This is a genomic window from Sphingomonas sp. 3-13AW (assembly GCF_049311085.1).
GTDB lineage: Bacteria > Pseudomonadota > Alphaproteobacteria > Sphingomonadales > Sphingomonadaceae > Sphingomonas.
Window position 1 is genome coordinate 525,806 of sequence record NZ_JASNVZ010000001.1, and the last position, 12,890, is coordinate 538,695.

Here is a 12,890-nt window from a genome sequence, read left to right on the forward strand (position 1 = left end):
TTGAGATGAGTTTGCTACGCCGAAGAGCTTGTTTGAGCACGTGGGCTGGGGAGGGGGCTACATCTGCCGCAGCAGTCGCTCAGGCGACGCGCTCCATGAAAAGCCAAGGTTCGGGCCCTTCCGGAACACCGGCGGAGAACCGGTCGAAACGCTCGGAGAAGGTGGGCCCGAAATGGACCCGGTAGCGACCTGGCGTAACGCTTAGCGTGACAACCTCGTCCATCTCGTCGCCGATCCACGCATCCAGGGAGCTGGCCGCGTCAGCCACGCCTGACCGCGTCAGCAGGGCGACAGCGACCTGTCGGTCAACGATAGTTGTCATCCAGCGATCGCAGGTGAAGCCGCCCCGCTGCACCCATCGGTTGTCTGGTGCCTGCGCAACGGTGCCTTCGAGACAATCATGGCTAAACATCTCGCTTACGAGAAGGCAATCACCCCTCTGATGGACCGAGACGGAGGTGTTGCTGGTCGCGATCTCTGCGAAGCCGTAATCGGCCGCGACGGCGGTCGTGTAGTTGAGCGCACCTTGAGCGGAGTTCAGCGAGGCTGTGGTGTAGCGACGATCACCGAGGTCGACGATATCGTGAAAGGCGCCGTCACAGACGGTGATTGCGTCGCAGAGGACCAACTCACCCGACGGGCAATCGATCTCGACGGTTGCAAGCGGGATGGCGTCTGCGTCCTGTGCTTGTTCGAAGGCACTGCCGTTCCAACGGAGGAGCTTGGCGTGCCAATTGTCGAAGGCGAGTTGGCAGCGCTCGCCGGTGAGCCCGTCTTCGAGAGTTTCAAGGCGGAAGCGGTTTTCCGTCGTGCCCGTGTCCATCAAGGTGCACAGGTCCTTCCACGCTGCCTCCACCCGCTTGTGGGGCGAAATAGCAGCTTCGCGGTTTTCAGGGGACAACAAGGACCCGTGCTCCGCGTTGTAGTGCGAGCCATGCAAAGCCATTTCCGTGAGGAAGCTTGTGAGCCACGGGGAAAAGGTGCCCACCGCGATCATCTCGTTCCAGGCGGTAGCCGACCATACATCCCGGCCAGCAAGGCCGCTCGCCATGCCCAGCCGTCCTTCGCCTCGGAGCTGTAGGAGATGGGCCTCGACGGCGGGAAAGAACACCGCCTCCTGGTGCGTCGCGACTTCCGGCCCCCCGAGAATACTGGCGCGATAGCCGGCCTCGAAAGCGGCCAGCGGATAGTGATCAGCGAAGCCCATCTCTTTTCCTTCCTCTGAGAGTGTCAGGAGTGGCGAGCTGGGATGACCTTCTCTTCTACACTGGTCATCGTGGAGAGATCGACGATCTCGACATGAGTGGCGCTATGATTAGCCGCTGTCGTCCACCGGAAGTGCGACCTCGCTTGCTCCACGGTGTCGAAGCACTCTACGAAGTCGTTCCAGCCGCCCGACGCTTCATATTCCCAATAGGAGAACATTGCGAAGCGCCGGTAAGCCGGCTCCTTGGGGCCGAAGAGATCCAGCATCCCGTACGCGAAGGCTTCGTACTGCTCCGGGAAGGAGGCTGAGGCTGTCTTCTGACCGTCGACATAACGAACCTCGAGGTCAGTCCATTCGCTGCCGTCTTCGTGGAGGGATGCGCGTAGGGTCAAGAAGGAGATGTCGGGTTCGTCGATGTTTAGCTCGAGATCGGGTGCCTGCACTGAAAGGCCGCGGAAGCGCAGCATACGAAGTATGCGCGTAGCGAGCATCGGCCGGTCGTCATCGACCGTCGCGATCAAAACCGGTTCGCTCTGAGGCACGTCTGCCCTTGAGGCATGAATGAGGAGTAGGAAATCAGCTGTATTGCTGGACTTGCTTACGGTGGCGTGGGTGAAGCCGTACGTTTCCATAATCTAAGTTCCCTAGTGAAATGCTTCGGAAGCCCGACGTCCGGAGGTGCACGCCGCCCGTTAGGGCAGACGCCAATCGATGTCGCCACCTCTGCAGATGGATTGCACCTGGAGCGCTACGTCGCAGAGGTCGTGTGCCTCGATCGAGGACCAATAGTTGTCGACGCGCGCTGAGAACCGCGACGCCGGCATCGAACCTGGAATGATGTCACGGCTTCGAGGGTGCACGGCGAGATGACGTATCTGCATAGCGAGCATCAATGCCTCAAACTTCGCTCCGTCGATCTCAAGCCGGGTGCTTTCGCAACTTACCGAGACCCTCAAGGAGCGCATCCATTGATCCCCGGCTTCCTCGAGCAAACCGTGCTGTGGCTTCATGATGCCTGGGGCGCTCATCATTTTCATCTCCAACCAAGTTCGGGTGCTGCGGGGGACGTGGAAGGCAGTTCCAGGACGCATGGGCGCGAGGAACGGGAGTTCGTAGAACGTCAGGCAGCCCTCAGGAGTTCGCGCTGGCGTATACGACGAAGAAGCGGCCCCTGCCGGAGCTCCGTGATTGCTCCACACAGAGAGCCGACCCGGCTTGCGATCTGAGTGCTAGTCCCCCCGCTTGCGATGTAAGACGCCAGCCCCAGGGCTTCGCGGACAATGCAGGTTTGAACCGTCTGAGCGTCGGCGCGAGCTAGAGTCTTCATGTACAGGGATCGTACGGCAGCCTTGAGGTTTGGCATCTCCTGCGCGTTCCGCGCGTAAAGCCCTTCCAGGACGTCATAGAGGTGGTGCTGCGGTGTGCTGGTCATGCCCGCGTCGGCGTCTCTGGCGGCCTCGAGGGCGTGACGCAGGAGAGCGGGCAAACGCTCCTGCAGCAGGAGGTCCAAAGACGTCCTCACCTCCGCAGGCAGGACGTTTCGGGTGATGCTCAAGTTGCGGCTCATTGCTTTTCCCTCGACTAGGATCATATCAACATTTGGAACGATCCGCAGTGCCTCACGTCTTGGCGAGGTAGCCATTGTTCTGATGGTCCAGCCTCGGCGAGCGAACAAGCTGCCGCGTGACACCGTTTTCCACTCACCTCGTCGCATAAGGCTTGGCAGGACGCGTCGCGGTGCTACCCGGGCTAAGGTTATCCTCCGGCATCCCGAAAGCGGCGTCTTCTTCCCCAGCAACGTCCTCTAAACCTCATCCGCACCCCCCTTGGATGAGGACATGCCGGAGGAGCCATCCAGACGTGCTTCACTGATAATCGGGATTCCGCCGCGGATGGCGAACCACTCGTTACGCAGGCGGAAAGGCGCCTAGGTGAGGTCTCGGGCTGTTGGTCCGGTGTAGCGCGCTGCTTCCGCTTGGTTGCCGCGGATCCCTCCTAGCGGGCCGTTATAGCGGAAAGACGACTTCCAAGGTGCCGCAACCGCAATCCGCGCGTGGGCTGACTTCCTGTACGGCGGGAGAGGCGAGAGCCTTGAGGCGTAGACCGCCAGGCATAATTGTCTCGGGAATGCGCCCGGGGGAAGGGGCGATCCCGGCGAACTCATGCATGCCGACGATCGTACGAAGGAGGAATGGCGACAAGTGCGGGTCCAGATTGCGGACCATGATCTCTGGCCACTTCAACTCAGACAAACCGATCGTGTGCAGAAACTGGGAGTCACCGTCCAGGATTCCGAAAAGCACGATCTCATGCTCAGTTGCGGCTTTCGCGATCGCCGCGTCGAGCTCATTCTCGTCCAGAGACCATGTGTCGTCGAGTACGACGCCGAGGGTCCGCAGTATCTTGTCATTCTCGAAATCGTTCGGGTTCAGAGCGGCTGCGCGAGCCTGAGTGGCTGTGACCGTGCCCGCTAGGACGTTCTCAAGCAAACAGGGGTTGTTCTCCAGCCCGGGGATTACGAAGATCCGCTCGGACGCGAGGTCGTCGATTAGCGCGGGGTCATCGAGCACCGAGTGCCATTCCGAGACCAGTGTCGCGATCCGTATCCAGTCGGCCTCGCCGTTGGGGTCGATGCCAGCCCGGGTCGCGATGACGTCGATGGCCGCGTTGAACAGGTCGTGCCAGCTCCCAGCGGAGAGCTTCTTGGACGCTATGCTACCGTTCGGGTCGAACCGGAGGGTGGCCGTGAGGCCGAACGGCGTGAACAGATAATCTCGCACAAGCATGTCGCTGCCGTCATCGGGGCAGTGGATCAGAGCCTGTCCGGCGGTTCTGTCGATTGCCGCGGAGGCGACGGGTGGGAGCTCGACAGCATATTCCTCAAGTGTGCGCATAACGATGCTCCGTGAGGTTATGCAGCCAACCTTGGCAGGCTTTCGGAAGTCGGATGCCCGCGTCGAGACATGCTGATCGAGGCTCGGACGAGGGGGACGACAATGAGTTGCCGCAACGCGGCGCTGGAGGCTGGGTTTCTCCGCAGGCCATTCCGCATGGTACCGGTTCAACGGGGCCCTTGTCATTCGGAAATAATTTGCTCGCAGGGCTGGGCATGGAAAAGATGCCAGTAGGACGCGGCGGTTTTCCAGGCGTGCGCCAAAAAAGGGGTTGCGGCGGAAATCCGCCAAGGTTCGCCCTTCGGAGTCGTCGAGCCGGAATTGGGTGCCGCCAGAGTTTGCACTCCCGGTCGGCGAGCAGCGTCATCACGTCAGGGTGCGAAGCACCTCTTCTCAACCCGGATCAACCCGCAATGATCGTCATCGGAGAACGGTTGGATGACCTGCTCGCTTTCGAGGTTGGCGTGCATCGGAGGCCTTTCGACCGGCTTGCCATCAGAGGCCAGCCCTCGGGTCCTGCACTCGATCTCCGTGCCGTGTCGAGAAGGCGGACACAGCACCAAACGCAAAGCGGCGCCGAACTCGAGGTCCGACGCCGCTCTGGGATTGGGTTGATACGCTTAGAGGACGGTGCCGCCGTCACCCCGGCGCAGAATGGTCTTGGTCATCATCGTTCTCCCCATCATTGGACAAATCGTATCAGAAACTGGCTGTCCCGAAAGTGAATTTCTCGCCTCTCGGGCATCAACGATCCGTGGTGCCTTCGGTTGCCGGTCCCTGCGCCGTGCACGGTGCACCTTCCGGACTGCTTGTATGCCTAATAGGAACGGTCTCACCGTTCCGCAACTCGGGCATCGGAGCGAACGGCGCCTGCGTCGGATCTAGAGTCCCTTGAGCCACCGAGCCCACCTCGTCTTCTGGGGGCCGCCGGCAGTCGGCGCCTCTGGAAGCGAGCGCTCGGTCGGGTCGTGCCCCGCGGCGTCGGCGTCGACGGAGTTCGACGCTTCCGGATCGAGAGTCACTTCTCGATTCGGCAACTTCCACCAGAAGACGATGCCCTGGCGCGGGAACGCCCACTGGCTGAGCGTCCATTCGGCCCAACCGTCGTGGATCACCGCGCGGCTGGCCGGCTCGATTTCGGAACTGTGGATCGACTTCGCCATCATGATAAGCTGGCGTCCGGTCTGATCGCGCACTTTTAGATTCATTGACTCGGTGGGCACGGAGGTCTGGATGATCTCGTTATCCTCATCCTCCTTCACGATGTCGTAGTCGAACTCGACGGGGACGCGGTCCCCGGCTCCGATCTTCACAGGATCGAGCATCATCGTGAGTTCGGCAGACTTGCGAGCCTTGGCCTCCTGCCTGGCGATCTGGTTGAGTTCGCGGAGCTTGTCGTCTGCGACGGGCACGCCGGCGACACGGATGCCTCTGAGGGTCACGAGGTCGATCAGGGGGCCGAGCATTGGGTTTGGGAGCCGTACACCCACGGGAAAGGTCTTCTCCTCGGACGAGATGTTGTGATTGGTCCACGAAGCCTTGTTCTGAAGAAGGACGAACTTGCGATCGCCAACGAGGCCTTCGACCTTTTCGACCGGCTTCATGGTGATCTGTACCTGAAGGTTTTCACGGACCAAAAAGGGAGAGAGGATCTGGCTGACTGCCAGGTCGACATAGCCCTTGGGCAGCTTCATCCCGAGGGCGCCGGCGAAGACATTCTTCGAGATCGCATCGATCCGCCGATCCAGGTCGAGCTGCACCTCGAAGCGCTGGTCCCTGAGGATGATCGTCGAGATGATGAGCGAAACCAGGATGCCGATGCCGCCGTTCAGAAGCACGGCGATGAAGAAGTAGTAGGGCGTCGCCACGCTGCTGAACGCGTAGGCGGCATCAGCCTTCGGATAGTTGATGAAGATGATGGTGGCTATGAGGATTGCGACTAGGCAGGCCAGCACAATCATGACGTTCCTGACCGAGATGAACTCGCGGTAGAACGGCACCCAGCCGAACGCCTTCTCGTCGCTTCCCTTCTGCTTCGTCTTTTTCATCGATTCCCCGCCTTTTGCTGATCAACTGCGCCGGGAAGGCGACGCCGATCTTTCGCCTTCCGGTCTAGGATGGGAGCCCATCGTCGGCAACGGGGGCGGCAGAACTGCCCCAGCTACTCGCGGGTGACCCTGCGCCATAGCGGGTGAACCCGGCTGCCGCCCTTTCCCAAGAGGAACTCTCGAGTGAGGCAGTTCGGTCAATCCTGGCGGGGATCGAAATCAAGGCTGAAGCTGTGGGGCGCACGCACGGTCTTGCCAGTGCTATCCCGAATGTGTCGCTGCGCAGCATAGGCCCAATTGGAGGGGCCAGCTTCCCACGCGACCCAGTAACAGGCTAGGTTCCCATGGTGGCGATCGTGCCCGGGTGGCCGCAAAACAACCTCGAAGTCCGGATCCATGTCGGCAGCCGCGGCCGCTTCCCGAAGCGCCTCATAGGCCGCGCGGGCCATCTCGGCGGCGGTTCGGTGTGGACCGATTGAAGCGACGAGTTTTTCCGAGAGATCGGACAATGGGTACTCCTTCCGGCTGCAATGTATGGGTCCGGTCGCGCGGTTGCGCCCGTGAGGTGGTCGGTCAGCTGTACTTTCGGAGAAACTTGTCGTCGGACATCAAGAGAAGGCGAACGGTCTCGATCAACCCCAGAAAGCCGGGGATGAACGTCCAGCAAAAGAGAAGGTAGAGGACCCCTGAAACGGAGCGGCCGAGGTAGAAGCGATGGATGCCGATGCCGCCGAGAAAGAAGGCGAGCAGTGCAGCGACGACACGGTTCTTCTCGGTGCCGTTCGTTTGGCGGGCGCCGCAGTGAGGGCAGGCCGGCGCTTTCGGGGAGATATGGGCCCGGCACTCGCGGCAAGCGACGGCGTTTTGAATCTTGCTGAGGTTGACCATGTTTTCCCCTTGGGAAGAGCTAATCGAGGAGTAGATGCAGGTAGTGTCCGGCGTTAGGCAGCGGCCCATCGTTCTTCTTCGATCCGGGGACTGCGATAGTCCCTAATCATGCCGGCGCCCGAGATGCTGAGGATGATATAGTCCCCGAAGCCTTCAGTCCCATGAGTCAGAAATTCGTCTGGAACGTAATATCCGCGCCACTTGGCAACGCGAATTCCAGCTGCGTTTGAGAGCCAGTATTGCCCTTCATCACAGACTTTGTAGTGGATTTCCGCTTCCACGCCTTCTGGCCAGTCTTCGACACGGCCTGTGGCGAGATCGATGCGGATCTTCCAAAGATCGTCATACCGGCCCGGTACCAGTGCCCCGTCAGCGTCTATGGTGCCGTTGATGACTGCATCTTCCCAGTAGCGGACGAGCGCTTCCACATCGAGGTGCGTTGCGGAACGAAGTGCGTCAGTGGCCGGCATCTGGGCGTCCTTGAAAAGGTGGGCGGAGAGGTGGGCCTCCGCCCTTTATGATCACCATGACGACGTAATGAGCGGTGGCCCGCCGATGGCGGACCTAAGCTCTTCAGTCACGAAGGGAGTTATAGGATGGAACATCCGCAGGGTCCTGTCGAGCACCTGGGTGATGCAGGCTTTCGCTGATGCATCACCGGCACGCAGCCGATCCTTGGACACTTCGATCCACCAGCTCGACAAATCATCGAAGAGGAACCGCCGTGCCGCTGCGGCTGCGAGGTGTAGATCGAAAGCCTCAATCGCTTCTCCGATCGAGCGACGAGTTGCTGATGCACGTCGGATCAATTCGCGGTCGTCTTCGTGATCGCTGTTCCCTTCTTCTAGGTGGGAGAGCGCGAAACGGCCTATGTTCCATAACTTTGTCGTAAAGCCGCGGCCCGCTTGCAGGCGTTCATCACGTATGCGCAGGTCGGTCCCGGGGGCACAGCCCTCGAGGAGGGCGATGCGCATACCGTCGCTTCCGTACTTGTCGATGATGCCTAGCGGATCGATGCCGTTGCCGAGCGACTTCGACATCTTGCGCCCTTCTGCATCCCTCACGATGCCGTGCATGAGGATACGGGTGAAGGGGAGGGTATCGGTGAGCAGCAAGCCCATCATGAGCATGCGAGCGCACCAAAAGAACAGGATGTCATCACCGGTCTCGATCAGCGTCGCCGGATAGAACCGCCGCATGTCAGGGGTGTCAGCGGGCCAGCCGAGCGTGGCAAACGGCCAGAGAGCCGATGAGAACCAGGTGTCGAGCACCGCCGTTTCGCCCTCTATCGGAATCCGATGCCCCCAGCGGATCTGACGTGAGATGCACCATGGCTCGATGTTCCGAAGGAACTCCCGAAGAATGGCCTCGCCGCGGGCCGGCTGGATCTCAAGGTTCCCAGCGTCCAACTCGGACAGCAGGCGAGCGGCCAAGCCGTCCATTCTCAGGTACCAGTCTTCGCCGTCGCGGTATAGCATGTCCCGCGAGCGACAGATGTCGAAGGCTGCTTCCACAGCGCGCGTGTAGCCTTCGTCCATGGTGAAGCGGCGCCGTGACCAATCACAGCTAGCTCCTGTGCGCCGCAATTGGGTCTCGATTTCTCCACCAAGCCGACGACGATATGCTTCAGCGAACGGCTCGAACGATGGGCCCTCCGGATCAAGGCCGGCAGCGATCATTTCAGCGTCGAGCTTAGCCTGGGTGGCAAGGCCAGCGTGGTCGAAGCCCGGCAACCACAGAGCCTGGTGTCCACGCATTCGCGCATAGCGAATGGTGGTGTCCTGAATGGTCGAGAACAGCGCATGCCCCATGTGGAGCCTGCCGGTTATGTTGGGGGGTGGCATTGGGATGAAGAACGGTGTCCCCGTTCCAGACGGCTTGAAAGCGCCGTCGGCCTCCCATTTCTCATAGATGCCATGCTCACGTGTCGCATGGTCGAAGCGTTTGTCTAGGCGACGTCCAACGTGGTCATTCGTTATCCTCCGATTTCGGGATTGTTTTCATTGTGAAAGTACGGTGTCGGCAGCAGCAGAACGGTGGTTCCCTAAAATGGCGCTGCAGACCTGTCCAGTATAAAGAGCCAAAGCGCGCGCAGTTTCAGAATGGCAGCATCGGATCTGTTGGCTACATGCTGCCAATCTATCGCTGGCCTCAGCTGGAAGCACTTTGCGGCAAGCGGATCTGCAGTCGTCCGGGGAGGACGTTCAGCAGCACGCGACGCAGATCCCGCCAGAACACTGATAGCTGGTCCGCGATTGACGCCCGCAACCGTTCCGCCGCAGAACGATCGATGGCTCCGGCCTTGATGGCCATCTCAATCTAGCCGTCACTGTACATCCTGGCTGATCCCTCGTTGCTGGATAGGAGTTAGGCGGGTGTCGCGCCTGCTCACGTCATAAGTTGCGGACCAGCTCTCGCCCGGATTGACGGGGCGGCTGGTCCTCGGACGTCCAGCCGTCTCGAGGCGCACTGTTGGCGGCCGTGCTCAAATGTCGACCACATCCTGTATCGATTCAAGGTCCGGTTCGGGCGAGGTCTGCCGAAGGGCAGCGATAGCGGGTATGCTCGGCCCGAGAGCCTGTGGCGATCGCGCTGTCCCCTGTCTTGTTGGCGCGCTGTGTTCGGTGAGGCTTGCTCGGATCCAGATGGTCACACCGGTCCCGATGACGAAGATGACACCCAGAACTGCGGAAGCACTGTCTATCCCGAGCCGGATGATCCGCTCAAGGAGGAGGAGCGCTATGCCCGACGTTGTGCTTGCCGTGGAGAGTGTCAGCTTCTCGAAGCCTGCGTCCCGGGAACACACAAGTCCCAGGATTACGACGGGTGCTATTACCAGGAGAAGAACGATGGCGACGCCCATCATAATCTCAATCACACTGCTTTTCCTTGTGGTCTGCTGACCCAGAGCTTTCGAGCGCCCCGGGGTGCCTGACACCCTCTGAAGACGGCCCGATGGCGTCTCAGCGGCGACTGCCTGATTCCTAGCAGGTAGCCGCAGTCGGCGAGCGCCGTCCGAGGTGCCGTCTACAGGAGGGACTTCACGGGGCGACGTATTCCATTTCGTCGCCTTCCAGGAAGAAGTGCGTTCCGCTGCCGTCTTCATCGCGAACAAAAGCTTCTGCGGAGCGGACCCGGTGCTCCTCTCCGGTGAAGAGGACATGATCGAGCACCTGGACGATGGGCATGCCCGGCAGGGCGAGCAACGCGGTTTCCGGGAAGGCTTGATCACGTGCCGAAATGCAAACGTCGTCCCCGTTGATGGCGACCATGACCTGCCGGGATTTATTGAGAGGCATGCGCATTCGAAGCACGCCGTGGTCGTTCTCGATGTAATCCGGAGCGTAGCAGTCCGGCCACATGGCGGAGCCGGCGAGGGCCGCTGCGGGGTTCACTCCGCACTTGCGCAGGATGGCAAACGCGAGCGAGTGGCCCTTGACCCGGGCGCCCGCTGGTAGAGTTGCTTTCTTCATGGGGTGATACTCAGGCTGGGTGTTTGAAGGGGGCACGGCTGTGGCCGAGCGCATAGAGGTCATCGCTGATGCGATCGCACTCGCGGACTTCAGCCAGAATCTCGCGGAGGCGAGGATGCTCAGGAGCCGCCTTTCTGGTCAGGTGATACTCCTTCACGAGCGACGATCGTCGCTCGGAGGCGGCGTTGCGCCGGGAGACTTCCTCGACGCTTAGTCCTCGTTCTGGATTGGCTGCGTCGTAGGCCGCCCATGCAGCCTCCATGTCAGCGCGTTCGGAAGGGGCTACTGCGCGGCGGTCCCGGAGGAGCTTCTCGTACTCGGAGGCCCAGACCGGATCGACCAGCGCTTCCCGGCGGCGAAGGTCAACCCGGGTGGAGACCTTGTGCCACCAGTCTTGCCAGCAGGTGGTCAGTTCGCGTTGCCGGGCGACGGCGTCGACGTCGCTATAGTCCACGCGGTGCGCGGGCTTCTCTGGCTCTGGTCCGATGGTATTCAGGTCATCTGGCGTGAGCCACAAAAGATGGCGCGAGAGGGACTCTCCGGCCGGCGATCGCGCAAAGCTCGCGTCCGCTGCCATTTCGGCTGGCGTACGATGAAATGGCATGAGTGTCTCCCTTGGGGGCTGAAACTGGGGCAGCGGGAGACAGCTGCCCCAGCCGTCTACTACTGCCCGTTCCGTCCGAACATCGCGAGGTCTGGCGCGGGGCGTTCCGTCTCGGCACCGCTGATCGGCACACGGGTGATGTGCCTCGGCGGACCCTTGCCATGAGGCGGCGAAATCAACCACTCTTTGATGACGCGCCCATCCGGCGCGCGCATGGTCGCCTTGAGGTCGGGTAGGCGACCAGGAGACGCGCCAGTGCCGGCAACTTCTGCGATGGTGATGAATTCCTGGCCACCAGTTGCCTGCTGACGAGCGGGGTTCTCGGGGATGGCCATCCTGACAGTCGGCGTCCCGAGGGGGTTTGTTCCTGGTTGACTGGCAACGACGACACCTGCGCCTCCGGCGATCGCGAAGACCATGAAGGCAGCAACAGCGGACATGAACCTCAGGCCCTTGCGGCGTGAGGCTGGCGCGTCCTCACCTGGCGCGAATTCGATGTCCCGTCCCACATCCGACCGGGGCGCGGAAGAGTGGTAGGAGGCATCGTCCGCGATGGTGGGGGCAACGATCTGTGCAGCGTCAGCATGAATTTCCTGCGCAGGGGCGGCGGAAGTGGCAGCCTCTGCGGGGGCGATGATAGCCGGAGCTGCCTCCGCGGCTGGCACCGCGACGAACGGGGATGGCGTTCGATCTTCGTCCGTTTCCGAAATGGAGATACGAGCGGAGCTGGAACGCACGTCCTGAGGGAGCGCGACCCAGGCGTGTTGGCAAAGCGCACACCGTACCGCTCGGCCATCTGGGCCGATGGACGCGGGGGACACTGCATACCTCTTGTCGCATTTCGGGCAGGCTATCGCCGGTTTCTGATGTGTCATCCTAGTATTATAGGATAGGACACGAGCGCGTCAAACATCTGAAGCGGAATGGGGCCGATCGGGCGCCGCGCTGATCAGGCGGCGAGCCGCGCCGGCTTTGGCTGGGTCGACGTGCTCAACGGAACGACCTCGCCTTGAGTTTCTGCGCGCGCATTCTCCTCAACGAGGGCGATAAGCACGGCGCCGGCCGCCTGACGAGCCTCGCCGCGCGTCTCGTGGTTCGGGGTTGTCCCGCGAGTAAGCGAATGCTGCTTCGAGGTGAGATAGAGCTGCTCGTCCATCGTGACGAGGCTCCAGCTGAAACGGTCTCCATCCGGCGCAGTGCAGACGATCAGGTCGGGGAGCCCGTTGTTCATCATGGTCATCGTGTCACTCCTTGAGGATGAAGGGATCAGCGGCGGGATATACGGCTGAGCCGCCCCAGTCGGGCGTAGGGGAGGGGGTGGCGGTCACGGCCCCGCGTCGAAGCGAGAATAGTCTGTGCGGCCTCGGTTCTTGTCCGGCCTCGTTATGTCACTGCTGCGCCGGGCGCGACCGCTCTCGGCAGCCTGCCGATCGCGCGGCTGCCGAGTCCACGACTGCGTCCGGGTCGGCGACCAAGTCATGCGCCGTCCGCAGAAGCCAGCTTTCGATGGTGGCTGGGTATCGTGCGGCGACTGCTGCTCGAGCGCGTGCAGCGAGAGTGCCGCTGGACCGGTGGACCTCGTCGTGGGTGATCCACACTTCCCGGGGGAGGTCGGGAAGGTCTGCGCCCCACCTGATTTGCGAGATCTGGAGAAAGGGGTGAGAGCTCCCAACCTGCTCGCGAGGGGAGGGCTCAAGGAGCCAGTCGAAAGCGCGTCCAACTTTTCGGTCCTGTGCTGGCCACCAGCGCAGATGGACACGCATTCGCACGTCGCGA

The 12,890-nt window shown here is 61.5% G+C and carries 16 protein-coding genes and 1 pseudogene; 1 reads left to right on the forward strand and 16 read right to left on the reverse strand.

Annotated elements, in window-relative coordinates; all coding sequences use genetic code 11:
• Positions 1-79: 79 nt before the first annotated feature.
• The 6 genes from QP045_RS02910 to QP045_RS02935 form a co-directional block, all read right to left on the reverse strand.
• Positions 80-1,207, reverse strand: a complete 1,128-nt coding sequence (locus tag QP045_RS02910; RefSeq protein WP_422513453.1) for a hypothetical protein — start codon at positions 1,205-1,207, stop codon at positions 80-82.
• Positions 1,208-1,230: 23 nt separating this feature from the next.
• Complete coding sequence (locus tag QP045_RS02915; protein ID WP_422513454.1) at positions 1,231-1,839, reverse strand: hypothetical protein; 609 nt, start codon at positions 1,837-1,839, stop codon at positions 1,231-1,233.
• Between the two features lie 60 nt (positions 1,840-1,899).
• Complete coding sequence (locus QP045_RS02920) at positions 1,900-2,244, reverse strand: hypothetical protein (protein ID WP_422513455.1); 345 nt, start codon at positions 2,242-2,244, stop codon at positions 1,900-1,902.
• 83 nt (positions 2,245-2,327) lie between these two features.
• Positions 2,328-2,774 (reverse strand): hypothetical protein, encoded by a 447-nt coding sequence (locus QP045_RS02925; protein ID WP_422513456.1) that lies wholly within the window; start codon positions 2,772-2,774, stop codon positions 2,328-2,330.
• A gap of 439 nt (positions 2,775-3,213) precedes the next feature.
• Positions 3,214-4,101 carry a hypothetical protein gene (locus QP045_RS02930; RefSeq protein WP_422513457.1) on the reverse strand — a complete coding sequence of 296 codons (888 nt, stop codon included), beginning with the start codon at positions 4,099-4,101 and terminating at the stop codon, positions 3,214-3,216.
• Between the two features lie 881 nt (positions 4,102-4,982).
• Entirely contained in the window at positions 4,983-6,101 is a 1,119-nt protein-coding gene (locus QP045_RS02935; protein WP_422513458.1) for a hypothetical protein, read from the reverse strand.
• A gap of 395 nt (positions 6,102-6,496) precedes the next feature.
• On the opposite strand from QP045_RS02935, the gene QP045_RS02940 reads away from it, so the two are divergent.
• Positions 6,497-6,628 carry a hypothetical protein gene (locus tag QP045_RS02940; RefSeq protein WP_422513459.1) on the forward strand — a complete coding sequence of 44 codons (132 nt, stop codon included), beginning with the start codon at positions 6,497-6,499 and terminating at the stop codon, positions 6,626-6,628.
• Between the two features lie 94 nt (positions 6,629-6,722).
• On the opposite strand, the gene QP045_RS02945 is transcribed toward QP045_RS02940, so the two are convergent.
• The 10 genes and pseudogenes from QP045_RS02945 to QP045_RS02990 form a co-directional block, all read right to left on the reverse strand.
• Complete coding sequence (locus tag QP045_RS02945; RefSeq protein ID WP_422513460.1) at positions 6,723-7,037, reverse strand: NINE protein; 315 nt, start codon at positions 7,035-7,037, stop codon at positions 6,723-6,725.
• Positions 7,038-7,090: 53 nt separating this feature from the next.
• Positions 7,091-7,507 carry a hypothetical protein gene (locus QP045_RS02950; RefSeq protein ID WP_422513461.1) on the reverse strand — a complete coding sequence of 139 codons (417 nt, stop codon included), beginning with the start codon at positions 7,505-7,507 and terminating at the stop codon, positions 7,091-7,093.
• A gap of 51 nt (positions 7,508-7,558) precedes the next feature.
• Positions 7,559-9,016 (reverse strand): class I tRNA ligase family protein, encoded by a 1,458-nt coding sequence (locus QP045_RS02955; RefSeq protein ID WP_422513522.1) that lies wholly within the window; start codon positions 9,014-9,016, stop codon positions 7,559-7,561.
• Positions 9,017-9,188: 172 nt separating this feature from the next.
• On the reverse strand, positions 9,189-9,350 hold the full coding sequence (locus tag QP045_RS02960; RefSeq protein WP_422513462.1) for a hypothetical protein: 162 nt from the start codon (positions 9,348-9,350) through the stop codon (positions 9,189-9,191).
• Positions 9,351-9,522: 172 nt separating this feature from the next.
• Positions 9,523-9,915, reverse strand: a complete 393-nt coding sequence (locus QP045_RS02965) for a hypothetical protein (RefSeq protein WP_422513463.1) — start codon at positions 9,913-9,915, stop codon at positions 9,523-9,525.
• A 163-nt stretch (positions 9,916-10,078) separates the two neighbouring features.
• Positions 10,079-10,510, reverse strand: coding sequence for a hypothetical protein (locus QP045_RS02970; RefSeq protein WP_422513464.1), 432 nt, complete (start codon positions 10,508-10,510; stop codon positions 10,079-10,081).
• Between the two features lie 10 nt (positions 10,511-10,520).
• Positions 10,521-11,114, reverse strand: a complete 594-nt coding sequence (locus tag QP045_RS02975) for a hypothetical protein (RefSeq protein WP_422513465.1) — start codon at positions 11,112-11,114, stop codon at positions 10,521-10,523.
• A gap of 59 nt (positions 11,115-11,173) precedes the next feature.
• Complete coding sequence (locus QP045_RS02980) at positions 11,174-11,851, reverse strand: hypothetical protein (RefSeq protein ID WP_422513527.1); 678 nt, start codon at positions 11,849-11,851, stop codon at positions 11,174-11,176.
• 24 nt (positions 11,852-11,875) lie between these two features.
• Positions 11,876-11,989 (reverse strand): annotated as a pseudogene (locus QP045_RS02985) (zinc-ribbon domain-containing protein); the annotation flags it as partial.
• A gap of 74 nt (positions 11,990-12,063) precedes the next feature.
• Positions 12,064-12,354: a hypothetical protein gene (locus QP045_RS02990; RefSeq protein WP_422513466.1), complete on the reverse strand. Its 291-nt coding sequence runs from the start codon at positions 12,352-12,354 to the stop codon at positions 12,064-12,066.
• Between the last annotated feature and the right edge of the window lie 536 nt (positions 12,355-12,890).

Bases quoted from the DNA above. Each gene is read 5' to 3' on its own strand.
- QP045_RS02910 (WP_422513453.1), bottom strand. From the start codon at position 1,207: ATGGGCTTCGCTGATCACTATCCGCTGGCCGCTTTCGAGGCCGGCTAT.
- QP045_RS02915 (WP_422513454.1), bottom strand. From the start codon at position 1,839: ATGGAAACGTACGGCTTCACCCACGCCACCGTAAGCAAGTCCAGCAAT.
- QP045_RS02920 (WP_422513455.1), bottom strand. From the start codon at position 2,244: ATGAAAATGATGAGCGCCCCAGGCATCATGAAGCCACAGCACGGTTTG.
- QP045_RS02925 (WP_422513456.1), bottom strand. From the start codon at position 2,774: ATGAGCCGCAACTTGAGCATCACCCGAAACGTCCTGCCTGCGGAGGTG.
- QP045_RS02930 (WP_422513457.1), bottom strand. From the start codon at position 4,101: ATGCGCACACTTGAGGAATATGCTGTCGAGCTCCCACCCGTCGCCTCC.
- QP045_RS02945 (WP_422513460.1), bottom strand. From the start codon at position 7,037: ATGGTCAACCTCAGCAAGATTCAAAACGCCGTCGCTTGCCGCGAGTGC.
- QP045_RS02950 (WP_422513461.1), bottom strand. From the start codon at position 7,507: ATGCCGGCCACTGACGCACTTCGTTCCGCAACGCACCTCGATGTGGAA.
- QP045_RS02960 (WP_422513462.1), bottom strand. From the start codon at position 9,350: ATGGCCATCAAGGCCGGAGCCATCGATCGTTCTGCGGCGGAACGGTTG.
- QP045_RS02970 (WP_422513464.1), bottom strand. From the start codon at position 10,510: ATGAAGAAAGCAACTCTACCAGCGGGCGCCCGGGTCAAGGGCCACTCG.
- QP045_RS02975 (WP_422513465.1), bottom strand. From the start codon at position 11,114: ATGCCATTTCATCGTACGCCAGCCGAAATGGCAGCGGACGCGAGCTTT.
- QP045_RS02990 (WP_422513466.1), bottom strand. From the start codon at position 12,354: ATGACCATGATGAACAACGGGCTCCCCGACCTGATCGTCTGCACTGCG.